At 71.6% G+C, this 26,720-nt stretch carries 21 protein-coding genes; 14 read left to right on the forward strand and 7 right to left on the reverse strand.

What is annotated here, in order from left to right; genetic code table 11:
* Positions 1–113: 113 nt before the first annotated feature.
* The 3 genes from ACFZBT_RS19540 to ACFZBT_RS19550 are packed head-to-tail and all read right to left on the reverse strand — an operon-like array spanning position 114 to position 3,650.
* Complete coding sequence (locus ACFZBT_RS19540) at positions 114–743, reverse strand: TetR family transcriptional regulator (protein WP_391104990.1); 630 nt, start codon at positions 741–743, stop codon at positions 114–116.
* A gap of 47 nt (positions 744–790) precedes the next feature.
* A complete protein-coding gene (locus ACFZBT_RS19545; protein ID WP_391104992.1) occupies positions 791–2,875 on the reverse strand; it encodes a YhgE/Pip family protein in 2,085 nt (694 codons plus the stop codon).
* Positions 2,847–3,650: an ATP-binding cassette domain-containing protein gene (locus tag ACFZBT_RS19550; RefSeq protein ID WP_391104994.1), complete on the reverse strand. Its 804-nt coding sequence runs from the start codon at positions 3,648–3,650 to the stop codon at positions 2,847–2,849. Before ACFZBT_RS19550 ends, ACFZBT_RS19545 begins: the two co-directional genes overlap by 29 nt.
* Before the next feature lie 156 nt (positions 3,651–3,806).
* On the opposite strand from ACFZBT_RS19550, the gene ACFZBT_RS19555 reads away from it, so the two are divergent.
* The 3 genes from ACFZBT_RS19555 (at position 3,807) to ACFZBT_RS19565 (ending at position 6,122) form a co-directional block, all read left to right on the forward strand.
* A complete protein-coding gene (locus ACFZBT_RS19555) occupies positions 3,807–4,370 on the forward strand; it encodes an SAV_6107 family HEPN domain-containing protein (RefSeq protein ID WP_391104996.1) in 564 nt (187 codons plus the stop codon).
* Between the two features lie 197 nt (positions 4,371–4,567).
* Positions 4,568–5,440 (forward strand): methyltransferase, encoded by an 873-nt coding sequence (locus ACFZBT_RS19560; protein WP_391104998.1) that lies wholly within the window; start codon positions 4,568–4,570, stop codon positions 5,438–5,440.
* Between the two features lie 280 nt (positions 5,441–5,720).
* Positions 5,721–6,122 (forward strand): DUF3040 domain-containing protein, encoded by a 402-nt coding sequence (locus ACFZBT_RS19565; RefSeq protein WP_391105000.1) that lies wholly within the window; start codon positions 5,721–5,723, stop codon positions 6,120–6,122.
* A 136-nt stretch (positions 6,123–6,258) separates the two neighbouring features.
* Here the strand turns inward: ACFZBT_RS19565 and ACFZBT_RS19570 are convergent, their stop codons facing one another.
* From ACFZBT_RS19570 to ACFZBT_RS19585, 4 genes are all read right to left on the reverse strand, one after another.
* Entirely contained in the window at positions 6,259–8,652 is a 2,394-nt protein-coding gene (locus tag ACFZBT_RS19570; RefSeq protein ID WP_391105002.1) for a transglutaminaseTgpA domain-containing protein, read from the reverse strand.
* Positions 8,652–10,013: a DUF58 domain-containing protein gene (locus ACFZBT_RS19575; protein ID WP_391105004.1), complete on the reverse strand. Its 1,362-nt coding sequence runs from the start codon at positions 10,011–10,013 to the stop codon at positions 8,652–8,654. Before ACFZBT_RS19575 ends, ACFZBT_RS19570 begins: the two co-directional genes overlap by 1 nt.
* Positions 10,013–11,056 (reverse strand): AAA family ATPase, encoded by a 1,044-nt coding sequence (locus ACFZBT_RS19580; RefSeq protein WP_391105006.1) that lies wholly within the window; start codon positions 11,054–11,056, stop codon positions 10,013–10,015. Before ACFZBT_RS19580 ends, ACFZBT_RS19575 begins: the two co-directional genes overlap by 1 nt.
* A gap of 292 nt (positions 11,057–11,348) precedes the next feature.
* Positions 11,349–11,963: a carbonic anhydrase gene (locus ACFZBT_RS19585; protein ID WP_391105008.1), complete on the reverse strand. Its 615-nt coding sequence runs from the start codon at positions 11,961–11,963 to the stop codon at positions 11,349–11,351.
* 313 nt (positions 11,964–12,276) lie between these two features.
* Between ACFZBT_RS19585 and rsmH the strand changes: the two genes are divergently transcribed.
* From rsmH to ftsZ, 11 genes are all read left to right on the forward strand, one after another.
* Positions 12,277–13,233: a 16S rRNA (cytosine(1402)-N(4))-methyltransferase RsmH gene (gene rsmH / locus ACFZBT_RS19590; protein WP_391105010.1), complete on the forward strand. Its 957-nt coding sequence runs from the start codon at positions 12,277–12,279 to the stop codon at positions 13,231–13,233.
* A 45-nt stretch (positions 13,234–13,278) separates the two neighbouring features.
* Positions 13,279–13,728 (forward strand): septum formation initiator family protein, encoded by a 450-nt coding sequence (locus tag ACFZBT_RS19595; protein ID WP_391105012.1) that lies wholly within the window; start codon positions 13,279–13,281, stop codon positions 13,726–13,728.
* A gap of 409 nt (positions 13,729–14,137) precedes the next feature.
* Positions 14,138–16,093, forward strand: coding sequence for a penicillin-binding transpeptidase domain-containing protein (locus ACFZBT_RS19600; RefSeq protein WP_391105014.1), 1,956 nt, complete (start codon positions 14,138–14,140; stop codon positions 16,091–16,093).
* 177 nt (positions 16,094–16,270) lie between these two features.
* Positions 16,271–17,848: a UDP-N-acetylmuramoyl-L-alanyl-D-glutamate--2,6-diaminopimelate ligase gene (locus ACFZBT_RS19605; RefSeq protein WP_391105016.1), complete on the forward strand. Its 1,578-nt coding sequence runs from the start codon at positions 16,271–16,273 to the stop codon at positions 17,846–17,848.
* A 28-nt stretch (positions 17,849–17,876) separates the two neighbouring features.
* Entirely contained in the window at positions 17,877–19,283 is a 1,407-nt protein-coding gene (murF, locus tag ACFZBT_RS19610) for a UDP-N-acetylmuramoyl-tripeptide--D-alanyl-D-alanine ligase (RefSeq protein ID WP_391105018.1), read from the forward strand.
* Positions 19,283–20,374, forward strand: a complete 1,092-nt coding sequence (gene mraY / locus ACFZBT_RS19615) for a phospho-N-acetylmuramoyl-pentapeptide-transferase (RefSeq protein WP_215124499.1) — start codon at positions 19,283–19,285, stop codon at positions 20,372–20,374. Before murF ends, mraY begins: the two co-directional genes overlap by 1 nt.
* A complete protein-coding gene (murD, locus tag ACFZBT_RS19620) occupies positions 20,356–21,795 on the forward strand; it encodes a UDP-N-acetylmuramoyl-L-alanine--D-glutamate ligase (protein WP_391105020.1) in 1,440 nt (479 codons plus the stop codon). The genes mraY and murD overlap by 19 nt, the downstream gene beginning before the upstream one ends.
* Before the next feature lie 145 nt (positions 21,796–21,940).
* Entirely contained in the window at positions 21,941–23,305 is a 1,365-nt protein-coding gene (gene ftsW, locus ACFZBT_RS19625) for a putative lipid II flippase FtsW (protein ID WP_391105022.1), read from the forward strand.
* Positions 23,306–23,311: 6 nt separating this feature from the next.
* Positions 23,312–24,409, forward strand: coding sequence for an undecaprenyldiphospho-muramoylpentapeptide beta-N-acetylglucosaminyltransferase (gene murG, locus ACFZBT_RS19630; RefSeq protein ID WP_189729075.1), 1,098 nt, complete (start codon positions 23,312–23,314; stop codon positions 24,407–24,409).
* A gap of 25 nt (positions 24,410–24,434) precedes the next feature.
* Positions 24,435–25,229, forward strand: a complete 795-nt coding sequence (locus ACFZBT_RS19635; protein ID WP_391105025.1) for an FtsQ-type POTRA domain-containing protein — start codon at positions 24,435–24,437, stop codon at positions 25,227–25,229.
* Positions 25,230–25,518: 289 nt separating this feature from the next.
* A complete protein-coding gene (ftsZ, locus tag ACFZBT_RS19640) occupies positions 25,519–26,712 on the forward strand; it encodes a cell division protein FtsZ (protein WP_189729071.1) in 1,194 nt (397 codons plus the stop codon).
* Positions 26,713–26,720: the final 8 nt, after the last annotated feature.

Raw genomic sequence — 26,720 nt, forward strand, 5'->3', positions numbered from 1 at the left:
GAACGCACGGGGGAGCAGGAAACGGGGGAGCAGGGAAGGCGCCGGTTCGAGGTGGCCCGCGGGGGACGCGGCCACAGCGGACCGGCGCCTTCACGTCCGCGCCGGGTGCCTCCTCAGCGGCAGCCGCTCACCCTCCCCTGGAGCAGCCGGGACAGGGCCGCGTGCACATCGTCCAGGGAGCGCTCCGCCTGGAAGGACTTCCAGTCGAGCGCGGCCACCAGGACCATGCCGACCAGCGCGGACGCCGTCAGCGGGACGTCGATCTCCTCGCTGAACTCGCCGCCCGCGACGCCCTCGCGCAGGACGTCCTCCACGACCGCGACGGCCTGCTGTCTGACCACCATCAGAGTGGACTGCCAGGTCCGGTTGGTGCGCCACAGCTCGGCCACGTACAGCTGGGTGAAGGCCGGATAGCGGTCGATGAAGACCAGGCCCGCGCGGATCATCGCGTCCAGCGCGTCGACCTTGGTGCCGCCCTCCCGGGCGGTCCGCTCGGCCGCCTCCTTGAGGGAGGCGGTGAGGAGGCCCACTCCGTGCCGCAGCAGTTCCTCGAAGAGGACGGACTTGCTCGCGAAGTTGTAGTAGACCGTGCCCTTCGCGACTCCGGCGCGCTCGGCGATCTCGTCCACGGTCGTGGCGGAGAAGCCCTGCTCGGCGATGAGCGTGACGGCCGCCTCGTAGAGCTTCTGCCGGGTGGCCTCGCGGCGCGTGCTGCCGCCCGACGTTGCACTGCTGCTTTCCATGGCCCTGATTGTCACAGGAACCTTTCCGGGAGACGTGACGGAAGGGCTCACAGGCTCAGCTCCGGGTGCAGCCGGTCCAGCGTCCACACCTGACGGCGGCGGGCCGCCACGGCGGTCAGCGCGAGGGCGCCCGCGGTGAACGCCGTCAGCACCACGCACGCGTGCCACACCGGTTCCATGCCGCCGCCCGTGATGAGCCTCCTGAGGGCATCCACGACGTAGCTCATCGGCAGGAAGGGGTGGAGCGCGTTGAAGAAGCCGGGGCTGGTCTGCACGGGGTACGTGCCGCCCGCCGACGTCAGCTGAAGCATCAGCACGGCGAGGACGAGGATCCGGCCCGCGGCCCCGAATCGCGCGTTCAGCCACTGCACGATCGCCGCGAAGCACGCCGTCACCAGGAACAGGAATCCCACCGTCCCGGCCGCCCGCGCCATCTCCAGGCCGACCGCCCAGTGCAGCACCGACATCAGGGCAACCGTCTGGAGCACCCCGATCGCCACCACCGGCAGCCAGCCGGACAGCGCGATCCGCCAGGCGGAGGCGCCCGCGGCGAGCGCGCGCCGGTTCATCGGCGCGATCAGCATGTACGCCACCATCGCGCCCACCCACAGCGACAGCGGGATGAAGTACGGGGCGAAGCCGGTGCCGTAGTTGGGCGCCTTGTGCAGGTCGTGGGAGGCGAGCCGCACGGGGTCGGCCATGACCTCGGTGCGCCGGTCGCGGTCCGGCTTGTCGTAGTCGGGGATCTGCTCGGCCCCGTCGTGCAGTCCGCCGGCGAGCTTCCCGGAGCCGCCGACGAGCTTGTAGATGCCGCCGTTGAGGTCCACCGCGCCGGTCTTCAGTTCGCCGACGCCCTTGTCCAGGTCGATGGCACCGGTCCTGGCCGTGCCGATCCCCTTGTGCAGCTTCTTCGCGCCCGCGGCGACCTCGGCCGCCCCGTCGTTCAGCTTGTTGATCTTCTTGACGGCGTCGGCGAGGTCCTCGGAGAGGTGCGGCGCGCGGTCGGCGAGGGCCTGGGACTGCTTCTGGAGGGGGGCGAGGTGCTTGTCGAGCTTGGCCAGATCGCCCTTCTGGTCCGCGATCAGCGTGTCGAGGTCCCCGGCGATGGCGGCCACGTCCGCGGCCGCGTCCTTGGCCTTCTTCAGATCGGCGCAGGCGGCGTCGGCCAGCACGGGGTCGTCGCAGCGCCTGGCGTAGGTGCCGTTCAGCGTGTCCGAGGCCGTACGGGCGTCCTTGGCGGCGGCCGGGGCCCGCTCCGCCAGGGTGTCCAGGTGCTTGCGGATCGCACCGGAGGAGTCGGCGACGAACTGGGCCGTGTCGCCGATGGTCTTCTCGTTGCCCTTCAGGAAGGGGGCGACCTTGCCGGCGTTCGTGTTGACCTTGTCGGCGAGCCTCTGCGTGCCTTCCGCGACCTCCTTCGTGCCGTACGCCACGTCGCCCCCGCCCTTGTCGAGCTTCTTCAGGCCCGCGGACAGCTTCCCGCTGCCGTCCTTGGCGTCCTTCAGGCCGTCGGCGAGGTCCTTGGAGCCCTTCTCGGCCTTGCCGATGCCGCCCTTGAGCTTGTCGGCGCCCTTCGCCGCCTTCACGGTCTCGCCGTGGATGTCGGAGAACGACACGAAGATCTTGTCCAGGAAGGACCGCGACGTCTTGGTGGACGCGGCCTGCCGCACCTCGCTGAACACCGACCGGGAGATCTGCCCGACGATGTAGTTGTTCGCGTCGTTGGTGCGCACCTGGAGGGCGCCGGTCTCCGGGGACTTGCCGGAGCTGGAGGCGACCCGCTCGCTGAAGTCGCCGGGCATCGTGAGCGACAGATAGTAGGTGCCGTCCTCGACGCCCCTGCGGGCCTCGGCGGCGCTCACCTCGCGCCAGTCGAAGGTCTTGCTGTCGCGCAGCTTCTCCGTGATGTCGTCGCCCGCCGTGACCTTCTTCCCGTCGGCGGTCGCCCCCTTGTCGTCGTTCACGAGCGCCACGGGGATACGGTCCAGCCGGCCGTACGGGTCCCAGAACGACCACAGGTACAGCGCGCCGTACAGCAACGGCAGCACCAGCAGCGCGACCAGTGCGGCGCGCGGCAGCTTCCCCCTGCCGAAGCGGCGGAGCTCAAGCGCGGCCAGTCTCGGCGAGCGCATCGGCCTTCTCCTTGTCCTCGCTCTGATGGGTGCCCTGCGGGGTTTCCTGACGGGTGCTCTGCCGGGTGGACACCTTGACGGCGCCCTCGGGGGCCTCGCTGCACACCGCCACGACCGTCGTCCCGGCCTCGGCGATCGACCTGAGCAGGGCCCAGGCCTCGTCCCGCTCGCCGTCCGAGAGCTTGAGGTCGGTGTCGTCGACCCCGAGCAGCCGCGGCCGGGCCACGAGGGCGAGGGCGACCGACAGCCGCAGCGCCTCCAGGCGCTCCAGATCGCGTACGGCGGTACGCGGACCCTTGGGCAGCGTCTCCAGGTCCAGTCCCGCCGCGGTCAGCGCGGTGTCGACACGCAGCCGCGCCTCGGCCGCCCGCTCGCCGCGGGGCCGCAGCAGCCCGCGCAGGGAGTCGCCGAACCGCCTGTGGAGCAGGGCCCGTTCGCGCACGTGCTCGCCGACGGTGAGCGCCGGGTCGAGGTCGGTGACCCCGGGCACATGGGCCAGGGCGCTGACGCGGCGCACCGCCGACATCTGCTTGGGGAGGCCGACGTCGCCGATGGCCGCCGAGCCCTCCGTGATCTTCATCCGGCCCGTCAGCGCGAGCAGCAGGCACGTACGGCCGGACCCGGACGGGCCCTCGACCGCAACCAGTGACCCCGGCTCGGCGTCGAAGGACATCCCGCGGGTCGCCCACCCGCGCGGCCCCTTGATCCCAAGGCTCTCGGCGGCGACCCGCGCCCCTCCCGTTTGTTCCCCCACGGGGCTCCCCTGATGGTGCATGAATTTGAACTGACTGGTCAGTGCAAAAACTACTCCGAACCAACGATCGAAGCAAAGCCGCAGGTCAGAACGGATTGTCAGTGCCATACCTCACGATGGGTCACATACGGCGCTCCGTGGGAGGAGCCGCCGTCACACGACGACAGGAGGTTCGTCATGGCCAGCTACCACGCGGCAGCCGCCCGTCGGCACCGCGCCACCGGCCCTGCCCCCTCACTGACCGGCCCGGCGAGCGACGTGCACCCCGTGCTGCGCCGGGCCACGGCCCCGCCCGCCGCCCTCGACCTGCTCGCCCAGGCCCGCTCCGGTCTCGACGAGGCCACCACCCTGGACACACCGAACGAGCGCTACGCGACGGCCCATCTCGCCGCCCTCCGCACCGCCGCCGCCGTCCTCGCCGCCCGGGGGAGGCCCGAGACCTCGACCCGGGCCCGGACCAAGATCCGGAGTGCCTGGGAAGTCCTCCCCGAGATAGCACCCGAACTGACCGAGTGGAGCGCGCTGTTCGCCGCCGGCGCCCGGCGCCGGGCGCGCGCCGAGGCGGGTATCCAGGGCGCGGCGAGCGTCCGTGACGCCGACGACCTGATACGGGACGTGGCGATGTTCCTCCGCCTCGTCGAGCGCATGCTGGTCCTCCAGCCGGTCCTCCCGCAGCCGCGCCCGGACCAGGACCGGCCGGAGGATCCCGGCGCGGGGAGGGGCATGCCGGACGCCGGCTGACCGGGGCGGGTGATCCGGATCCGTCCGGCCGGCGGCGGCTCGTGGCCATGCCCGGGACCGCTCATGCGGGCTGCCGGGTCCGAGGCAATAGGGTGGGAGACGCCTGAAGTCTTCCCTCCCCGCAGCCGGGACCGGGGGAGACGCCCCGTTCGCTCCGCCGCGCAAGATGGCGGTGCCGCGCCGAGGAGTCAACTGCCGTGTCGGACCCGATGCGCCCACCCGTCTCCCCCCACCACGCCGAACCGGTGTCGCCGCGCTCAGGCCCTTCCCGGTCGCGCGCCTCGCTGCGCACGGCGGTGGTCTGGGAGGTCCTCCAGGAGGCCCTGGAACGCCGGGTCAAGGCCACGGGCCGGGAGTCGCTGGACGTCCTCGACACCGGAGGCGGCAGCGGCAACTTCGCGGTGCCCGCCGCCCGCCTCGGGCACCGGGTCACCGTCGTCGACCCCAGCCCCAACGCGCTGTTCGCCCTGGAGCGCCGCGCCGCCGAGGCCGGTGTCGCGGACCGGGTGAAGGGCGTGCAGGGCGACGCGCACGGCCTCTTCGACGTGGCCGAGCGCGGCGGCTACGACGTGGTGCTGTGCCACGGCGTCCTGGAGTACGTGGACGACCCCGCCGAGGGCGTTCGCAACGCGGTGGCCGCCCTGCGTCCGGAGGGCGTCCTGAGCCTGCTCGCCGCCGGTCTCGGGGGTGCCGTGCTCGCCCGCGCCCTCGCCGGGCACTTCAAGGAGGCCAGGCAGGCGCTCGACGACCCGAACGGCCGATGGGGCACGGGTGACCCCGTGCCGCGCCGCTTCACCGCCGAGCAGCTCACCGGGCTCGTCGAGAGCGCGGGCCTGCGGGTCGGCGCCGTGCACGGCGTGCGGGTCTTCGCCGACCTCGTGCCCGGCGTCCTCGTGGACACCGAGCCCGGGGCCCTGGAGGCGCTGCTGAAGCTGGAGGAGGCAGCGGCCGAGCTGTCGGCCTTCCACTCGGTGGCCACGCAGCTGCATGTACTGGGTGAGGCCGCTGAGACCGGTGAGGCCGCTGAGACGGGTGAGGCAGCCGAGACCGGTGGGGCAGCCGGGGCCTGAGCCGCTTCGTGAGGTACCACCCCTGATCAGCGCCTTGACTGTGCATGGAGTACGCCACAGGCCCCCCGAATGGGGGCTTGGCGCCGTATGATCGAGGGAGACCGTTCCGGCATGACGGGTCGGCCGCCGGGGAATGGAAGCCTCAGCGAGCCGGGACGTCCATGGCGGGTTCCGGTTGGCTAGTTGGCGCAGAGGGGCGGGTTTCACGGGGGCGATTCCCTGCCTATCCTGAAGAGACCCCCCGGGTCGCCCCCGGCGACTGCACGATGAGGAGGACTCCGTGCCGCTCTCGGAGCACGAGCAGCGCATGCTCGAGCAGATGGAGCGAGCGCTGTACGCCGAAGATCCCAAGTTCGCGACGGCGCTCGAGGGAAGCGGGCTGCGTACGTACACCCGGCGACGGGTCTACCAGGCGGTCGCGGGCTTCCTCGTAGGTATTGCGCTCCTCATGGCCGGTATGGTCGCCAAGCAGGTCTGGCTCAGCGTCGTGGGCTTCCTCGTCATGCTGGGCTGTGCGGTGCTCGCCGTGACCGGCTGGCGCAAGGCCCCCAAGCCGGGCGAACAGGCGGCAGGGGCCGCCGGGCAGCAAGCCCGTCGCCAGGGCGGCCGGCAGAAGCGATCCATGATGGACCGCATCGAGCAGCGCTGGCAGAAGCGCCGCGACGAACAGGGCGGCCACTAGTTTCCACTGGTCCCGGAGCACAGCTCTCCGGGATCACGCGCAGACGTGAATCAGGGGGTGACCACCGACTCGGTGGTCACCCCCTGACGTATGCCGTACGCCCCTGACGTATGCCGTACGCCATGGGCCGGCGGGTTCAGCCCTGCTGCCCCGACGCCTTCCGCCACGTCGGCCGCATGGCCAGGACGCGTTCCCGCACCCCCGACCACCAGGCCGACGCCGTCCACACCACGCGCACCGTGGAGCGCGGCGCGAGGACCGCGCGGAGCCTGGTGCCCCTGCCGACCGCGGCGCTCAGAGCCGCCGACGCCCGGCGGACGTCGTCCGCGATCCCCGCCGTCGGGCGCGGCTGTGGCGCGTACAGGACCTGCTCCACCGCGTTCGCCACCCGGTGCACCGAGGCCGCGGACGTGCCGTCGAGCCCGCCCAGTGCGACGATGCGGGCGGCCGCCTTGCGCGGGGTCTGAGACTCGTCCGGCGTGATGCCGAAATCCCACGCGGTGTCGGTCAGCTCCTGCCAGACGGCCAGCGTGTGCGGCGCCGCGTCCGCCTCGCCGCGGCCATGCGCCCCCAGCCGGACCGTGCGCGTCCGCAGACGCCACAGCATCGGGGCCAGCGGGAGCGCCAGAACGGCGAGGCCGGCCAGGGCCCAGGCCAGGAGCGCGTACCACTTCGGGCCGCCGTCGTCCGTGGGAAGCGCCGCCTGCGGCGACTCGCTCGCGCACCCGCCGTCCAGCTTCTTCTGCTCCGGAGTGCAGCTCTCGCTGGCGGAGGGCGCCGCGGAGGGCGCGGCGGACGACGTCTCGGTCGGGCGCGCGGCGTCCGGCACCGAACTGCCCTGGTCCTCAGGCAGCGTGTACGACGGCATCGAGCCGCGGTTCGGAGTCGGCTCGAAGCGGGTCCAGCCCACACCCTCGAAGTACAGCTCGGGCCAGGCGTGCGCGTCCCGCAGCCCCACCGACACCGAGCCGTCCGCCTGCGGGGAACCGGGCGCGAAGCCCACCGCGACCCGGGCCGGTATGTCCAGGGAGCGGGCCATCGCCGCCATCGCGAAGGAGAAGTGCACGCAGAAGCCCTGCTTGTCCTTCAGGAAGCGGGCGATCGCCTGCGAGCCGCTGCCGACCTGCACCTGGGTGTCGTACTCGAAGCCGCCGGTCACGGCGAACCAGTCCTGCAGCTTGACCGCCCGGTCGTACGGGTTGGCCGCGCCCTCGGTGACCTTGCGGGCCGTGCTCGCCACCACCGACGGCAGCGAGTCGGGCAGCTTGGTGAAATCGCGCTCGACGGACGCCGGCGGCTGGGGCGCCGAAGCCAGCTGCTCCGCCGTCGGCTCCACGTCCAGGCTCTTGACCTGGTACGTCAGGCCCCGGGTGTTCTGGCCGTGGTCGCCGACCAGCGTCATGCCCAGGGGCTCGTAGCGCCAGTTGCCCCGGATGTTCACCCCGCTCGGCGGGTACGGCATGGGCAGCCAGTCCTGGGCGTACCAGTCGGCCGCGGAGATCGTGGTGTCGAACTCCGTGCGCTTGACGTCCGGGCCGAGGCCGACCGGGGTCGGGAACGTGCCGTCGGGCAGGGCCGTGATGGAGCGCCGGGACGGCTTCCAGGTCGTGCCGTCGAAGTCGTCCAGGGACACGATCCGCAGATACAGGTCCGAGACGTCCGGCATCTTGGTCTTCACGGACAGGACCTGCTGGTCCTCGTCCGCGTTCAGGCTGTCCCGCAGCGACACCAGCGGGTTCACGGCGGAGATCGTGCCGCCGCCGCCCGCGCCGGAGCCGGCGCCGGCACCCACCGAGTCCAGCAGGCCGCCGTTCATCGCGGGCAGGCCGAGCGGCACCACCAGGGCGATGCCCAGCGCGACCACGCCGATGCGCCGGCCGGTGCGGACCGGGGCGAGGGCGCCGCTCTGCTCCCCTCCGGCCGTGCGCGAGGCACCGCCGAAGACCCGCCCCCACTGGGAGAGGCGGTCCCGCCCCTCCGCCAGGAGCAGCATCAGATAGCCGGCCGCCGCGACCAGGAACCACAGCCAGTCCGTGCCCCCGTCGGACAGCCCCGCGGCCACCGAGTACAGCGCGAGCAGCGGCAGACCGGCCGGGGCGGCGCTGCGGAAGGTCACCGCGAGGGTGTCCACCAGCAGCCCGATGACCAGGACCCCGCCGATGAGCATCAGCCGTATGCCGTCGGACTCCAGGGGGGCCGGGATCGCGTACCGGGCGATGTCGTCCCCGCCCTGCCGGAGCAGGATCGCGAAGCGGTCGAGGGCCTCCGGCCCCGGGACCAGCCCGGCGAGGGCCTGCTCACGGACGAACACGAACGTCAGCAGGAGCACCGTGACCACGGCTTGCGCCGCGACCGTCAGCGGCCGGGCCAGCGGCACCCTGCGGGCCGCGGCACCCACGCCCGCCTGCACGCCCAGCAGGAAGGCCGCCTGCACGATCCATGTGGCCGGCTTGACCAGGGGCAGCAGGGCGCACGAGGCCATCAGCGTGGCCGCCCACGCGCCGAGCGTCAGTCGTATCCGCCCGCTCATCACGGTCCCTCCCCGCCGCCGGCCGCGGCCACGCCCCTGCGCTCCCGGTCCGCCCGGCGCCACAGGTCGTCCAGGGAGGCCCCCCGCGGCACACCCAGAGTCGTCCAGCCCGCCTCGCGCAGCATGCGCAGCCGCTCCCCGTTCCCATCCAACGGACCGGGCACGTCACTCGGTTCCCGCATCCAGGTCTCGCTGTCCAGCACGAAGGCGACCGCGCCTCCGCTGCGCTGCCGCATCCTGGCCACCACGGCCGCCTGCTCCTCGTCCAGATCGCCGAGGAAGGCCACCAGCAGCCCCTCGTTCCCACCGCGCAGCACGTCGTAGGCCCGGGACAGGCCCGCGCCGTCGGAGTGGTCGATCACCGCGAGGGTGTCCATCATCAGCCCGGCCGCGTCCGCCGATCCCTGGCTCGCGCCCGCGAAGCCGTCACCGCCCTCGCCCGGCACCGCGTTGCCGGTGTCGGTCAACAGCCGTACGGAGAAGCCCCGTTCCAGCATGTGCACCAGCACGGACGCGGCGCCCGCCACGGCCCACTCGAAGGCCGCGTCCGGGCCCGCGCCCTGGAAGGCGATGCCCCGGGTGTCGAGCAGCACCGTGCAGCGGGCGCGCTGCGGCTGCTCCTCGCGGCGCACCATCAACTCGCCGTAGCGGGCCGTGGAACGCCAGTGCACCCGGCGCAGATCGTCGCCGTAGCGGTACCCGCGCGGGATCACGTCGTCCTCGCCGGCCAGGGCGAGCGAACGCTGCCGTCCGTCGCCGTACCCCTTCGCCTCACCGCTGAGGCGCACCGGCGCCAGCGGTTCCACGCGCGGGATCACCGTCAGGTTGTCGTACGTCGAGAAGGACCGGGTCAGCTCGCACATGCCGAACGGGTCGGTCAGGCGCAGCTGGAGCGGGCCCAGCGGGTAGCGGCCGCGCAGGTCGGAGCGCACCCGGTAGGACACCTCGCGACGGCCGCCCGCCTCCACCCGGTCCAGCACGAAGCGCGGCCGGGGGCCGAGCACGTACGGCACCCGGTCCTGGAGCATCAGCAGGCCCGTGGGCAGCCGCGAGACGTTGTCCATCCGCAGGTGGACCCGGGCCTCGCTACCCGCCGGAACGCGCGCGGGGGAGAGCCGGCGGCTGCCCGCGACCCGGTAGCGCGTGCGGTACAGGACCGTCGCGCACACCAGTGGCAGCACCGCCAGCAGCAGACCCACACGCAGCAGGTCGCTCTGCCCGAGCACATAGCTGCAGACGGCGGCCGCGACTCCGGCCGCCAGGAAGGAGCGTCCGCGGGTGGTCAGACCGGCCAGGGCGGTGCGGATGCCGCCCTTCTCGTCCCGGCCGGCTTCCGCGTGCCCCGTACCCGCGGTGGTCATCACAGCCTCCGCGGCGGCTGCTGGGGATAAGCGGGCACACCGCGGCCCAGGCCGCCGAGGCCGCTCTGCTGCTGTTGCGGCGCCGCCGGCACCGGCGTGCGCTGCAGGATCTCCTCGACGACCTGCTCGGAGGTGCGGCGGTTGAGCTGGGCCTGGGCGGTGGGCAGCAGGCGGTGGGCCAGAACGGCGACCGCCAGCGCCTGCACGTCGTCCGGCAGCGCGTACTCCCGGCCGCTGAGCGCCGCGGACGCCTTCGCCGCGCGCAGCAGATGCAGCGTCGCGCGCGGGGAGGCGCCCAGTCTGAGGTCCGGGTGCGTGCGCGTGGCGCCGACCAGGTCCACCACGTAGCGCCGGACCGGCTCGGCGACATGCACGCCGCGCACCGCCTCGACCAGCTTGAGGATCTCGTGCGCGTGGGCCACGGGCTGGAGGTCCTCCAGCGGCGAGACGCCGCCGTGCACGTCCAGCATCTGCAACTCGGCCTCCGCGCTGGGGTAGCCGACCGAGACCCGGGCCATGAAACGGTCGCGCTGGGCCTCCGGCAGCGGGTAGGTGCCCTCCATCTCGACCGGGTTCTGCGTCGCCACCACCATGAACGGGCTCGGCAGTTCGTAGCTGTTGCCGTCGATGGTGACCTGGCGTTCCTCCATCGACTCCAGGAGCGCGGACTGCGTCTTGGGCGAGGCGCGGTTGATCTCGTCGCCGATCACGACCTGCGCGAAGATCGCGCCCGGCTTGAACTCGAAGTCACGGCGCTGCTGATCCCAGATGGACACACCGGTGATGTCCGACGGCAGCAGGTCGGGCGTGAACTGGATGCGCCGAACCGAGCAGTCGATGGACCGCGCCAGTGCCTTGGCCAGCATCGTCTTGCCGACACCGGGGACGTCCTCGATCAGCAGATGTCCCTCGGCCAGCAGTACGGTCAGCGAGAGCCGTACGACCTCGGGCTTGCCCTCGATCACGCCTTCCACCGACTCCCGCACCCGCTCCACCACGGCGGTCAGATCAGTGAGGCTCGCTCGATCGTCATAGGTCGTCACCCGGCCCTCCTCGGCCTTTCCCGTGCTCCCGGGGAGCACGGGATACCCCATTTTCCCGGACCGACGCCGCATGACGCGCGTCGGCCCACCCCGAATCACGGACCCCACGCGTGAAACGCTCAGCGTGACGTCACTCCCGCATTCTTGCTGCCGTTACCGATTCGTGTCACTCGACTGTGGACAACTGGCCGCGATATGTCGGCCTTGCGACCCTTTCGAACGCGTGACTGACAGGATTCCGACAGCTGCGGCGGGCCGGCTCCGGGGTGGTGACCAGGGGCGGGTGACCAGGTCAGGACGCGGGGTCGACCTCGCGCAGCAGGCCCGTTCCGACGTCGTAGACGAATCCGCGGACGTCGTCGGTGTGCGGCAGGAACGGCGAGGTGCGCACGCGCCGCATCGACTGCCGTACGTCCTGGTCGACGTCCTGGAAGGACTCCACCGCCCAGGCCGGGCGCTGGCCGACCTCGGCCTCCAGTTCGCCCCGGAAGTCCTCGGTGAGGGTCTCCATGCCGCAGCCGGTGTGGTGGACGAGGACGACGCTGCGCGTCCCCAGCTTGCGCTGGCTGATGGTGAGGGAGCGGATCACGTCGTCGGTGACGACGCCGCCGGCGTTGCGGATGGTGTGGCAGTCGCCGAGTTCGAGACCGAGCGTGGCGAGCGGGTCGAGGCGGGCGTCCATGCAGGCCACGACCGCCACGTGCAGGGCGGGCGCGGCGGCCATCCCGGCGTGGCCGAATTCGGCGGCGTACCGGGTGTTGGCGTCGACGATCCGGTCGGTGACCGTGCCGCTTGCGCCCATGGCGCTCTCCGAACCCGTGGGAACTGATGCAGAAGTCGTCATATCTATGACGGTAATGGTCACGACTGTTCCGAGCCCGCTGTGAGAGGGGACAAAGAACGCCATCGGGCCTTGTAGTGAGGTAACCCACAAGGGTGGTGTGCCTGCCGGTCGCGACGCGCAGGCCGGTTGATTGACCGGGAGACACGGTGGACTAAAGTGACGCGAAGCGGGAGGCGAGACTCTCCCCGCTGGACTGATTTCCCCGGAGACCCGGCGACGCCCGGCGATCTCCCCACGTGCGCGGCGCGTACGTACGGCTCGGCCTCCTCCCGCTCCCGGTCGGCTGACGCTTCCGGCGCCGGCGGGCCTCTCCTTCGGCAGCGGGAGGGGACCCGGCGGTGCGTGGGCCCGCGCCGGATCTGAGAGGCCCGCCCCCTTGAGCCAGAGTCGACACGTCCCGGTGATGCTCCAGCGGTGCCTGGACCTGCTGGCACCCGCCCTGGAGGGCCCGGACCCGGTGGTCGTCGACTGCACCCTCGGCCTCGGCGGCCACAGCGAGGCGCTGCTCGAGTGGTTCCCCGGGGCCCGGCTCGTCGCCCTCGACCGCGACAAGGAGGCCCTGCGCCTGTCCGGTGAGCGCCTCGCGCCCTACGGCGAGCGCGCCACCCTCGTCCACGCGGTGTACGACGAACTGCCCGAGGTGCTGGACAAGCTCGGCATCGCGCGCGTGCAGGGCGTTCTCTTCGACCTCGGCGTCTCCTCCATGCAGCTCGACGAGGCCGACCGCGGCTTCGCCTACGCCCAGGACGCCCCGCTCGACATGCGGATGGACCAGACGACCGGCGCCAGTGCCGCCGAGGTCCTCAACACGTACCCGCCGGGCGAACTCGTCCGCATCCTGCGGGCGTACGGCGAGGAGAAGCAGGCCAAGCGGATCGTGGCCGCGGTCGTGCGCGAGCGCGAGAAGGAGCCGTTCAGCAACAGCGCGCGGCTGGTCGAGCTGATCCGGGACGCGCTGCCGCAGGCCGCCAAGCGCACCGGCGGCAACCCGGCCAAGCGCACCTTCCAGGCCCTGCGCATCGAGGTCAACGGCGAGCTGTCCGTGCTGGAGCGGGCGATCCCGGCCGCCGTGAAGGCGCTCGGCGTGGGCGGGCGGATCGCCGTGCTGTCGTACCACTCGCTGGAGGACCGGCTGGTCAAGCAGGTGTTCGCGGCGGGCGCCGCCACCACCGCGCCGCCCGGACTGCCCGTCGTGCCCGAGCGTTACCAGCCGCGGCTCAAGCTGCTCACGCGCGGTGCCGAACTCCCCACGGAAGAGGAGATCGCCGAGAACCGGCGGGCGGCACCGGCGCGGCTGCGCGGCGCCCAGCGCATCAGGGAGGACGTCGAGTGAGCCACGTGCAGGGCGGCCGGGTGTTCCGGACCCGAGGGAGCGTGAGTGAGCAGTAAACCCGAACTGAAGGGGAGGGCGGCCCGTCTCGCGCGGCTCTTCCCGGCCGGCAAAGCGCGGGCGGCCCGCATGCCGTTCGTGCTCCTCGTGGTCCTCCTCCTGGGCGGCGGTCTCATCGGTCTCCTGGTGCTGAACTCGGCCCTCAGCGAAGGCGCGTTCCAGCTCGACGACCTCCAGCGCGAGACCAAGAGCCTCACCGACGAGGAACAGGCCCTCCAGCGGGACATCGACGCCTACTCCGCCCCCGAGGCCCTCCAGCGCCGCGCCCGCGAGCTCGGCATGGTGCCCGGCGGCGACCCCGCCTTCCTGGAGCGCGACGGCACCGTCAAGGGCGTCCCGAGCCCCGCCCCCGGCGCCTGGCAGTCCACCGCGCACATCCCCCTGGTGCTCGCCCCCGAGGCCATGCCCAACGGCCCCGCCCCGACCCCCGGCAGGTGACGGAAGTGTCCGACAGGGAACCCCCGCGCCGACGCGTACCGGGCCCGGCCGGGCCCGCTTGCCCCCGCGATCCCGGCGTTCGCCAGTCCCTCGGCGCGGTGTCCGTTCGGGGGCTCGCGGCGGATCGGTGCTTGGGCCGGGTGGCTCGGGTGTCCGCCGAGCGGTCCCGGCTGTGCCGAGCCGGAGTCCTTGCCGGGGCAGCAGCACCGCGGAGACCTTCGGCTCGACCGCGGCGGGCAGCGGGGCCCCTTGTCGCCGTGCCCGCTCGCGGGCCCGCCGCCGCTCGGGTGTCCGCCGGGCCGTCGCCGCTGGGCGCCGCGGGCCCGGCGGCCCGGTGCCGGATCGGCCGTGCGGCCGTCGCGGTGTCCGTCAGTCCCCAGTCCACCCCGACCCCCGGCAGGTGACGGAAGTGTCCGACAGGGAACCCCCGCGCCGCCGAGTGCCCGGTCCCGCCAGGCCCGCTCGGCCCGATGCCCGGCGGCGGCCCGGGCCCGGTGCTCGTCCGGCCCGGCGGCCGGCCCAGGTCCGGCCGGGGGCGCCCCGGCCGTTGCGGCTGGGCAGCCCGCGGCCCCGGCTGCGGCTGGTCGGGCTCGCGCTGACGCTGGTGATGATCGCCTTCGTCGTTCGGCTGTTCCAGGTACAGGCCGTCGACGCGAGTACGTACGCGGCCAAGGCCGAGCAGAACCGCTATGTCGGGCAGGTGCTGGCAGCCGACCGGGGCGAGATCACCGACCGGTCCGGTGTGGCCCTGGCGACCAGTGAGGACGCCTACGACATCACGGCCGACCCCACGATGTTCGCCCCGGACCACCTGAAGATCGCTGACGGGCCCGAGCAGGCCGCCGCGCTCCTCGCGCCGATCCTCGGCCAGGACCAGGAAGCCCTGGTCGAGAAGCTGCGGCCGAAGAACAAGAACCTGCGCTACGCGAAGCTCGCCTCCCGGCAGACCCCGCAGGTCTGGAAGCAGATCAAGGATCTGAAGTCCGCGCTCGCCAAGAAGGAGGAGACGGACAAGTCGGCGCACAACGTCCTCGCGGGCGTCTTCTCCGTCGGCACCAGCAAGCGCGTGTACCCCAACGGCGACCTCGCCGCCGGGATACTGGGCTGGGTCAACGGCGAGGGCAAGCCCGGCGGCGGCATCGAACTCCAGCTGGACAAGGAGCTGGCGGGCAAGGACGGCAAGATCCGCTACGCCCAGTCCGGCGGCCGTCTCGTCCCCACCGTGGGTTCCACCGAGACTCCCGCCGTGCCCGGCAGCGACGTCGAGCTCACCATCGACCGCGACATCCAGTGGGCCGCCCAGAAGGCCATCACCGACCAGGTGAAGGAGTCCGCGGCAGACCGCGGCTACGTCATCGTCCAGGACACCCGCACCGGCCAGATCCTGGCCATGGCCAACTCGCCCGGCTTTGACCCCAACGACCTGTCCGACGCCGACTCCGCCGCGCTCGGCAACGCGGCCGTCCAGGACGCCTTCGAGCCCGGCTCCACCGCCAAGGTCATGTCGATGGCCGCCGTCCTCCAGGAGGGCGCCGCCACCCCGATGACCCACGTCGTCGTGCCCAACCGGCTGCACCGCGGCGACCGGCTCTTCAAGGACGACATCGACCACCCGACCTGGTACCTGACGCTCAACGGCGTCCTCGCCAAGTCGAGCAACATCGGCACCATCCTCGCCACCGGCCAGCTCGGCAAGACCCAGGCCCAGTCGAACAAGGTCCTCTACGACTACCTGCGCAAGTTCGGCCTCGGCAGCTACACCGGCCTCGGCTTCCCGGGCGAGACCAAGGGCATCCTCGCCCCGCCCGACAAGTGGTCGACCTCGCAGCAGTACACGATTCCTTTCGGCCAGGGCGTCTCCATCAACGCCATGCAGGCGGCGTCCGTGTACTCGACCATCGCCAACGGCGGCGTCCGCGTCGAACCCTCCCTCGTCCGCGGCACCAAGGGCCCCGAGGGCCGCTTCACCCCGGCTCCCGAGCCCGAGAAGACCAGGGTCGTCAGCGCCAGGACGGCGAAGACCCTCGCCCAGATGCTGGAGTCCGTCGTGGACGACGAGGAGGGCACCGGCACCAAGGCGCGCATCCCCGGCTACCGCGTCGCGGGCAAGACGGGCACGGCCAACCGCGTGGATCCGGCCACCGGCAAGTACCACGGCTATACCTCGTCGTTCGCCGGGTTCGCGCCCGCCGACAAGCCCCGTGTCACCGTCTACTGCGCCATCCAGAACGCCACCCAGGGCAGCTACTTCGGAGGCCAGATCTGCGGCCCCGTCTACAAGCGGGTCATGGAGTTCGCACTGAAGTCCCTCCAGGTCCCGCCGACCGGCGCCAAGGCCGCGAAGCTGCCCGTCTCCTTCAACTGAATCCCCAGCCCTGATCAGCATCGAGCCACCAGGACCGCCCCCGTGACAACGATCACCCCCGACCCCGGGAACCAGAGCTCCGCCGCCCCCTCACTTCGCCCGGAGGCGGGTACGCCCGGTACGCTCACCGCCGTGCCACACGCTGATCAGTCCCAAACCACCCAGAAGGGCCATCCCGTGACATACCCCGGGCCGCCCAGGCCGGTGCAGGTCTCCGCCACACCCCTCGCGGAACTCGCCCGTCAGCTGGGTGCTCCAACGCCGGAGAACGCCGCCGAGCTCACGGGCATCACCCACGACTCCCGGGCCGTGCGCCCCGGCGATCTGTACGCCGCCCTGCCGGGGGCCCGGCTGCACGGCGCCGACTTCGTCAACCAGGCCGCGGGCCTCGGCGCCGCCGCCGTGCTGACCGACCCGACCGGCGCCGAGCGCGCCGCGGCCTCCGGACTGCCGGTTCTCGTCGTCGACGACCCGCGCGGGCGGATGGGCGAGCTGGCCGCGACGATCTACGGCCACCCCGGCCGGGACCTGCTCCAGATCGGCATCACCGGTACCTCCGGCAAGACCACCACCGCCTACCTCGTCGAGGGCGGCCTGAAGACCGTCAGGTCCACGGACGAGGGGGGCCGGCGCGTAGCGCCGTCGGTTGAGGGCGGTGGTGGGCGACGGGTGGGCCTGATCGGCACGGTCGAGATGCGCATCGGCGACGAGCGCATCAAGTCCGAGCGCACCACCCCCGAGGCCACCGACCTCCAGGCCCTGTTCGCCGTCATGCGCGAACGCGGCGTCGACGCGGTCGCCATGGAGGTCTCCAGCCACGCCCTGGTCCTCGGCCGGGTCGACGGCTGCGTCTTCGACATCGGCGTCTTCACCAACCTCAGCCCGGAGCACATGGAGTTCCACTCCGGCATGGAGGACTACTTCCAGGCCAAGGCGCGGCTGTTCACGCCGGAACGCGGCAAACTCGGCGTGGTCAACGTCGACGACGAGTACGGCCGCAGGCTGGCGAACGAAGCCACCGTCCCGGTCGTCACCTACTCCGCCGAGGGCCACCCCGACGCCGACTGGCGCGCCGAGGACGTCGAGGTCGGCCAGCTGGACTCGACGTTCACCGTCATCGGCCCCAAGGGCGAGCGGATCAGCGCCAAGTCGCCGCTGCCGGGCCCCTTCAACGTGGCCAACACCCTCGCCGCGATCGTCGCCCTCGCCGTCGCCGGCCTCGACCCGCAGGCCGCCGCCGACGGTGTCGCCGCCGTACCCGGCGTGCCGGGCCGGCTGGAGCGCGTGGACGCCGGTCAGCCCTACCTCGCGGTCGTCGACTACGCCCACAAGACGGACGCGGTCGAATCGGTCCTCAAGGCGCTCCGCAAGGTCACCGAGGGCAAGCTGCACATCGTCCTCGGCTGCGGCGGCGACCGGGACAAGACCAAGCGCGAGCCCATGGGCGCGGCGGCGGCGCGGCTCGCCGACACCGCCGTACTGACCTCCGACAACCCCCGCGGCGAGGACCCCCTCGCGATCCTCGCCACGATGCTCCAGGGCGCGGCCTCGGTGCCCGCGCACGAGCGCGGCGAGGTGCAGGTCTTCGAGGACCGGGCCGCCGCGATCGCCGCCGCCGTCGCCCGCGCCGAGCCCGGCGACACCGTGCTGGTCGCGGGCAAGGGCCACGAGCAGGGCCAGGACATCGCCGGGGTGGTCCGTCCCTTCGACGACCGCCAGGTACTTCGCGAAGCCGTCCAGAAGACCCAGGGATGAAAATCCAGAAGACCCAGGGGATGAACTTGTGATCGCCCTCTCCCTCGCCGAGATCGCAGAAGTCGTCGGCGGGCAGACGCACGACATACCGGATCCGTCCGTCCAGGTCACCGGCCCGGTCGTCCGCGACTCCCGCGAGGCGGTGCCGGGCAGCCTGTTCGCCGCCTTCGCCGGCGAGCGCGTGGACGGACACGACTACGCGGCGGCGGTCGTCGAGGCGGGAGCGGTGGCCGTGCTCGGCACCCGGCCCATCGGTGTGCCCGCCATCGTCGTGGACGACGTCCAGACGGCCCTCGGCGCCCTCGCCCGGCACGTCGTACGACGCCTCGGTGCCACCCTCGTCGCCCTCACCGGCTCGGCGGGCAAGACCAGCACCAAGGACCTCATCGCGCAGGTGCTCCAGCGCAAGGCGCCGACCGTGTTCACGCCCGGCTCCCTCAACAACGAGATCGGGCTGCCGCTGACCGCGCTCAGCGCCACCGAGGAGACCAGGTTCCTCGTCCTGGAGATGGGTGCCCGGGGCATCGGGCACATCAGCTACCTCGCCGGTCTGACGCCCCCGAAGGTCGGCCTCGTCCTCAACGTCGGCAGCGCCCACATCGGCGAGTTCGGCGGCCGTGAGCAGATCGCCCAGGCCAAGGGCGAACTCGTCGAGGCGCTCCCGGAGAACGGAACCGCCGTCCTCAACGCGGACGACCCCTACGTACGGGCCATGGCCGCCCGTACGAAGGCGAAGGTGATCTTTTTCGGAGAGTCCGGCGAAGCGGACGTTCGCGCCGAGAACGTGCGACTCACGGACACCGGACAGCCCTCGTTCAGGCTTCACACACCCTCCGGTGCAAGTGACGTGACCATGCGCCTGTACGGTGAGCACCACGTGTCGAACGCGCTCGCCGCGGCCGCCGTCGCCCACGAACTGGGCATGTCCGCAGACGAGATCGCCGTGGCGCTCTCCGAGGCGGGCTCCCTCTCCCGCTGGCGGATGGAGGTCACCGAGCGCCCGGACGGCGTGACGATCGTCAACGACGCCTACAACGCGAACCCCGAGTCCATGCGAGCCGCTCTGCGCGCGCTCGCGGCGATGGGCAAGGGGCGGCGGACCTGGGCGGTGCTCGGCAAGATGGCCGAGCTGGGGGACGAGGCTCTCGCCGAGCACGACGCGGTCGGGCGGCTCGCCGTCCGGCTCAACGTCAGCAAGCTCGTCGCGGTCGGTGGCAGGGAAGCCGCCTGGCTGCAACTGGGCGCATATAACGAGGGTTCGTGGGGTGAGGAGTCGGTGCACGTGTCCGACGCACAGGCGGCGGTCGACCTGTTGCGCAGCGAGTTGCGCCCGGGGGACGTCGTACTCGTGAAGGCGTCCCGTTCGGTCGGCCTCGAGAGCGTGGCGCAGGCGCTCGTCGAGTCCGGTGCCGAGGGTGAGGTTTCCGCCCGATGATGAAGCAGATCCTGTTCGCAGGAGTCATTGGCCTCTTCCTGACCCTGGTCGGCACCCCGCTGCTGATCAAGCTGCTCGCCCGCAAGGGCTACGGCCAGTACATCCGCGACGACGGCCCGCGCGAGCACGCCAGCAAGCGCGGTACGCCGACCATGGGCGGTATCGCCTTCATCCTGGCGACGGTCGCCGCGTACTTCCTGGCCAAGGTGATCACGGGCTATCTGGACCCGGAGGCCGACGCGGCACCGACCTTCTCGGGTCTGCTGGTGCTCGGCCTGATGGTCGGCATGGGCCTGGTCGGCTTCCTCGACGACTACATCAAGATCGTCAAGCGTCGTTCGCTGGGTCTGCGGGCCAAGGCGAAGATGGCCGGCCAGCTGATCGTCGGCATCGGGTTCGCGGTGCTGTCGCTCCAGTTCGCGGACAACCGCGGCAACACCCCCGCCTCCACGAAGCTCTCGTTCATCACGGACTTCGGCTGGACGATCGGGCCCGTGCTGTTCGTGGTCTGGGCGCTGTTCATGATTCTCGCGATGTCGAACGGCGTGAACCTGACCGACGGTCTGGACGGTCTGGCCACCGGCGCCTCGGTGCTGGTCTTCGGCGCCTACACCTTCATCGGCGTCTGGCAGTTCCAGGAGTCCTGCGCCAACGCGCAGACCCTGACCAACCCGGGCGCGTGCTACGAGGTGCGGGATCCCCTCGACCTGGCGGTGGTCGCCTCGGCGCTGATGGGTGCCTGCCTCGGCTTCCTGTGGTGGAACACCTCGCCGGCCAAGATCTTCATGGGTGACACCGGTTCGCTGGCGCTCGGCGGTGTGCTCGCCGGCCTCGCGATCTGCTCCCGTACCGAGCTGCTGATCGCCATCCTCGGCGGCCTCTTCGTCCTGATCACCATGTCCGTGGTGATCCAGGTCGGCTCCTTCCGCCTCACCGGGAAGCGCGTCTTCCGGATGGCGCCACTCCAGCACCACTTCGAACTCAAGGGCTGGTCCGAAGTGCTTGTCGTGGTCCGCTTCTGGATCATTCAGGGCATTTGTGTGATCGTCGGACTAGGCCTCTTCTACGCGGGATGGGCAGCGGACAAGTGACCTCCTCGGAGCCCTTCGCCTTCCAGGGCAAGCACATCACCGTCGCCGGGCTCGGCGTCTCCGGCGTCCCGGCGGCCAAGGTGCTGCACGGCCTCGGCGCGATCGTCACGGTCGTCAACGACGGCGCCGACGAGCGCGCCCGGGCGCAGGCGGCCGAGCTGGAGGCGCTCGGCATCACCGTGCGCCTCGGCGACGGCGACACCCTGCCCGAGGGCTCCGAACTGATCGTCACCGCACCCGGCTGGAAGCCGGACAAGCCGCTGTTCGCGGCGGCTCGTGACGCGGGCCTGGAGATCTGGGGCGATGTCGAACTGGCCTGGCGCCTGCGCGGCCCTGACGCCGCCCCCTGGCTCGCCGTCACGGGCACCAACGGCAAGACCACGACCGTCCAGATGCTCGCCTCCATCCTGGAGGCGGCGGGCCTGCGCACCGCCGCGGTCGGCAACATCGGCGTCTCGCTCCTGGACGCGGTGCTCGGCGAGGAGCGGTACGACGTGCTCGCCGTGGAACTGTCCAGCTACCAGCTGCACTGGGCGCCCTCGCTGCGCGCCCACTCGGCCGCCGTGCTGAACCTCGCCCCCGACCACCTCGACTGGCACGGCTCCATGGAGGCGTACGCCGCCGACAAGGGCCGGATCTACGAGGGAAATCAGGTCGCCTGCGTCTACAACGTGGCCGACAAGGCGACCGAGAACCTCGTCCGCGAGGCCGACGTCGAGGAGGGCTGCCGCGCCATCGGCTTCACCCTCGGCACGCCCGGGCCCTCCCAACTCGGTGTCGTGGAGGGCATCCTGGTCGACCGCGCCTTCGTGGAGAACCGGCAGAAGAACGCCCAGGAGCTGGCCGAGGTCGCCGACGTGAACCCGCCGGCCCCGCACAACATCGCCAACGCCCTCGCGGCGGCGGCCCTCGCCAGGGCCTACGGCGTGCCCGCCAAGGCCGTACGGGACGGCCTGCGGGCCTTCACTCCGGACGCCCACCGCATCGCGCACGTGGCCGACGTGGACGGCGTCGCGTACGTCGACGACTCCAAGGCCACCAACACGCATGCGGCGGAAGCCTCGTTGGCGGCCTACGAGCCGATCGTGTGGATCGCGGGCGGGCTCGCCAAGGGCGCCGTCTTCGACGAGCTGGTCGCCAAGTCGGCGAAGCGACTGCGCGGGGCCGTGCTGATCGGCGCGGACCGCGCGCTCATCCGGGAAGCCCTCGCGCGACACGCCCCGGAAGTACCCGTCGTCGACCTCGACCGGACCGACACTGGGGCGATGCTCCAGGCCGTCCAGGAGGCGCGGCGGCTCGCCCAGCCCGGCGACACGGTGCTGCTGGCCCCGGCCTGCGCCTCGATGGACATGTTCACCAACTACAACAAGCGCGGTGACGCGTTCGCGGAGGCGGTTCGCGAACTCGGCGCGGGCACCTGACGGTCGGTCTCGGCCACGACGGGTGCTTCGGGACCCTTGGAGGGACGCGTGACTCGGATGTGGCCCGAGACCAACCGGCGGACACCCGCCGCCGACCCGGGGCCGACGCCCCCACCCCTCCCACGCGCGTCCGCGGGAGCCGTCCATGCCCGGTAGCCGTACCGGAGAGCCGCCCGCGCAGCGGCCCGTCCGCCGGCCCGCCGTGGCCAGGGTGTCGCGCGAGAGCGGCGTCCTCGGCCTGTACCTGCGGGCGCGCAGGGGCTGGGACCGGCCGCTGACCGCCTACTACCTGATCTTCGGCGGCAGCCTGCTGATCACGGTGCTGGGCCTGGTGATGGTCTACTCGGCCTCCCAGATCACCGCGCTGCAGATGTCGCTGCCGGGCTCGTACTTCTTCCGCAAGCAGCTGCTCGCGGCGGTGATCGGCGCCGGTCTGCTGTTCGCCGCCTCCCGGATGCCGGTGAAGCTGCACCGGGCTCTCGCCTACCCCATCCTCGCGGGTGCCGTCTTCCTGATGATCCTGGTGCAGATCCCGGGGATAGGAGTGTCGGTCAACGGCAACCAGAACTGGATCGCCGTCGGCGGCTCCTTCCAGATCCAGCCCAGCGAGTTCGGCAAGCTGGCCCTCGTGCTGTGGGGCGCCGACCTGCTCGCCCGCAAGCAGGACAGGAAGCTGCTGACCCAGTGGAAGCACATGCTCGTCCCGCTGGTGCCGGCCGCCTTCATGCTGCTCGGGCTGATCATGATCGGCGGCGACATGGGCACGGCGATCATCCTCACGGCCATCCTGTTCGGCCTGCTCTGGCTGGCCGGCGCCCCCACGCGGCTGTTCGCCGGTGTGCTGTCGATCGCCGCCGTACTCGGCCTGATCCTCATCAAGACCAGCCCCAACCGCATGGCCCGGCTGCAGTGCCTCGGCGCCACCGAACCCCAGTCGGGCCCCGTCGACTGCTGGCAGGCCGTGCACGGCATCTATGCCCTGGCCTCGGGCGGAATCTTCGGCTCCGGGCTGGGTGCGAGTGTGGAGAAATGGGGCCAACTCCCCGAAGCCCACACCGACTTCATCTTCGCCGTCACCGGTGAGGAACTGGGCCTGGCGGGGACGCTGTCGGTACTCGCCCTCTTCGCGGCTCTAGGCTATGCGGGTATCCGCGTGGCCGGACGCACGGAGGACCCCTTCGTGAGGTATGCCGCGGGAGGCGTGACCACCTGGATCACGGCCCAGGCCGTGATCAACATCGGTGCGGTGCTCGGTCTGCTGCCGATCGCCGGCGTCCCTCTCCCGCTGTTCTCCTACGGAGGGTCCGCCCTGCTGCCGACCATGTTCGCCATCGGGCTGCTGATCGCCTTCGCACGCGACGAGCCCGCTGCGCGGGCGGCGCTTGCGATGCGGCAACCCCGCTTTGGTAGAAAGCGGGGGGCTGGGGGCACCGGTTCCATTCGGAGTCCCCGGAGATGGAACACGATGCGACGACGTGCCTCGGCGGCGCGCTCGTCCGGAGAGCGGTGAATTTCGGTGCATGTCGTACTCGCCGGCGGAGGAACCGCGGGCCACATCGAGCCCGCGCTCGCCCTCGCGGACGCCCTGCGCAGGCAGGATCCGAGCGTGGGCATCACGGCCCTGGGAACGGAGCGCGGCCTCGAGACACGTCTCGTACCCGAGCGTGGGTACGAACTCGCGCTGATCCCGGCCGTTCCGCTGCCGCGCAAGCCAACCCCCGAGCTGATCACCGTCCCGGGCCGGCTGCGCGGCACGATCAAGGCGACCGAGCAGATCCTGGAGCGCACCAAGGCGGACGCCGTGGTCGGCTTCGGCGGCTACGTCGCCCTGCCCGGCTACCTCGCGGCCAAGCGCCTCGGCGTGCCGATCGTCATCCACGAGGCCAACGCCCGCCCGGGCCTGGCCAACAAGATCGGCTCGCGCTACGCCAGCCAGGTCGCCGTCTCCACCCCGGACAGCAAGCTGCGCAACTCCCGTTACATCGGCATCCCGCTGCGCCGCTCCATCGCCACCCTGGACCGGGCCGCCGTACGCCCCGAGGCCCGGGCCGCCTTCGGTCTCGACCCGAACCTGCCCACGCTGCTGGTCACCGGCGGCTCGCAGGGCGCCCGCCGGCTGAACGAGGTCGTGCAGCAGGTCGCGCCGTGGCTCCAGCAGGCCGGAATCCAGATCCTGCACGCGGTCGGTCCGAAGAACGAACTGCCGCAGGTCCACCAGATGCCGGGAATGCCCCCCTACATCCCGGTAAGTTATCTGGACCGGATGGACCTCGCGTACGCCGCGGCGGACATGATGCTCTGCCGCGCGGGCGCGATGACCGTCGCCGAACTCTCCGCCGTCGGGCTCCCGGCCGCCTACGTCCCGCTGCCCATCGGCAACGGCGAACAGCGGCTCAACGCCCAGCCGGTGGTCAAGGCCGGCGGCGGCCTGCTGGTCGACGACGCGGAGCTGACCCCCGAGTGGGTCCAGCAGAACGTCCTGCCCGTGCTCGCCGACCCGCACCGGCTGTACCAGATGTCCCGCAGTGCCGCCGAGTTCGGCCGCCGGGACGCCGACGACCTGCTCGTCGGCATGGTGTACGAGGCGATCGCCGCCAGTCGTGCACACCGCTAGGACTGTATGAGGAAGGCAGGGGAGCGTGGCCGGATCGACCACCGCCGAGCGCGGTGAACGCCAGCAGAAGTCGTCCGGCCCGCCGCCCCGTCTACGGTTGAGGCGGGCCCGGCTTCGTGTGATTGTCATCCTGGGCCTCGCCCTGGTCTTCCTCGGCTTCCCGACGGTCTGGCTGTTCTACGGCTCCGACTGGCTGCGTGCCGAGCGCGTCTCCGTGTCCGGCACCAGGGTCCTGACACCGGCTCAGGTCCGCGCCGCCGCCGACGTTCCCCTCGGGAAGCCGCTGATCTCCGTCGACACCGACGCGATCGAGACGCGACTGCGCCGGAAATTGCCCCGAATTGACTCGGTTGACGTGGTCCGTTCCTGGCCCGATGGAATCGGGCTGAAAGTGGTCGAGCGGACTCCGGTTCTGATTGTCCAAAAGGGCGGAAAGTTCGCCGAAGTGGACGATGAAGGTGTCCGTTTCGCCACGGTCCCCGAGGCGCCGAAAGGCGTCCCCGCACTGGAATTGACGCTGTCCCGGTCCAGCTCCGCCGCCGCGAGCCTGCGCCGCTTCGGCGAGTCCCGGCTGGTGCGCGAGGCGGTCGTCGTCGCCCGTGCCGTTCCGGCCGCCGTCGCGCGCGCCACACAGACCGTCAAGGTCCGTTCCTACGACGACATCTCGCTGGAGTTGAGAGACGGCCGCACGGTCGCCTGGGGCAGCAGCGAGAAAGGTGCGGTCAAGGCCCGTACGCTCACCGCCCTGATGAAAGCCTCGCCCGGAGCGCGTTACTTCGACGTGAGTGTTCCCACCGCGCCCGCGTCATCAGCGAGTTGACGCACATCCGCGCAGGCCAGCACCCTGGTTGGGCAGTGCTACGGCTGATCACATAGGGTGAAAAGAAAAACGGGAGGTTCGGCGTGTTCGTTGAACGTGCGCCACTTGTCGACTTAGTGTCCTGTTCAGAAGACTCCAAGGAACAGACACACTGGTAACCCTAAACTTCAGGGTTAGGGTTCGGGTCGGCGATACGGACCGTCCCATTCGGCATCAGTCGTCGGGTCGCGGGGCGCAGGCGCGTCACGGTGATTCGGCGACACGTAACTCGAGGCGAGAGGCCTTCGACGTGGCAGCACCGCAGAACTACCTCGCAGTCATCAAAGTCATCGGTGTCGGCGGCGGTGGTGTCAATGCCATCAACCGGATGATCGAGGTCGGTCTCAAGGGCGTCGAGTTCATCGCCATCAACACCGACGCGCAAGCTCTGTTGATGAGCGACGCCGACGTCAAGCTGGACGTCGGCCGTGAACTCACCCGCGGACTCGGCGCCGGAGCCAACCCGGCCGTGGGCCGCAAGGCCGCCGAGGACCACCGCGAGGAGATCGAGGAGGTCCTCAAGGGGGCCGACATGGTCTTCGTGACAGCCGGTGAAGGCGGCGGCACCGGCACCGGCGGCGCGCCCGTCGTGGCCAACATCGCCCGCTCGCTCGGGGCTCTCACCATCGGTGTGGTCACGCGCCCGTTCACCTTCGAGGGGCGGCGCCGCGCGAACCAGGCCGAGGACGGCATCGCCGAGCTCCGCGAAGAGGTCGACACCCTCATCGTCATCCCGAACGACCGGCTGCTGTCCATCTCGGACCGCCAGGTCTCGGTACTGGACGCCTTCAAGTCGGCCGACCAGGTCCTGCTCTCCGGTGTCCAGGGCATCACCGACCTCATCACCACCCCCGGCCTCATCAACCTCGACTTCGCCGACGTCAAGTCGGTCATGTCCGAGGCCGGCTCCGCGCTGATGGGCATCGGCTCTGCGCGCGGCGACGACCGCGCGGTGGCCGCGGCCGAGATGGCGATCTCCTCGCCGCTGCTGGAGGCGTCCATCGACGGCGCCCGCGGTGTGCTCCTCTCCATCTCCGGCGGCAGCGACCTCGGCCTCTTCGAGATCAACGAGGCCGCCCAGCTGGTCAGCGAGGCCGCCCACCCCGAGGCCAACATCATCTTCGGCGCGGTGATCGACGACGCCCTCGGCGACGAGGTCCGGGTCACCGTGATCGCGGCCGGCTTCGACGGCGGCCAGCCGCCCTCCAAGCGGGACAACGTCCTCGGCTCCTCCTCGGCCAAGCGCGAGGAGCCGGCCCCGGCGCGGCAGACCGAGAGCCGCCCGTCCTTCGGATCGCTCGGCAGCGTGACCCCGAAGGAGGACCCGGAGCCCGCTCCGGAGCCGGTCAACGACATCCCGGTCGCCCCGCCGGTTCCGCCGGCGCCGCGGACCTACTCGGACAGCGCGGCCGAGGAACTGGACGTACCGGACTTCCTCAAGTGATCCTTCAG

The organism is Streptomyces sp. NPDC008137, assembly GCF_042957035.1.
Lineage (GTDB): Bacteria > Actinomycetota > Actinomycetes > Streptomycetales > Streptomycetaceae > Streptomyces.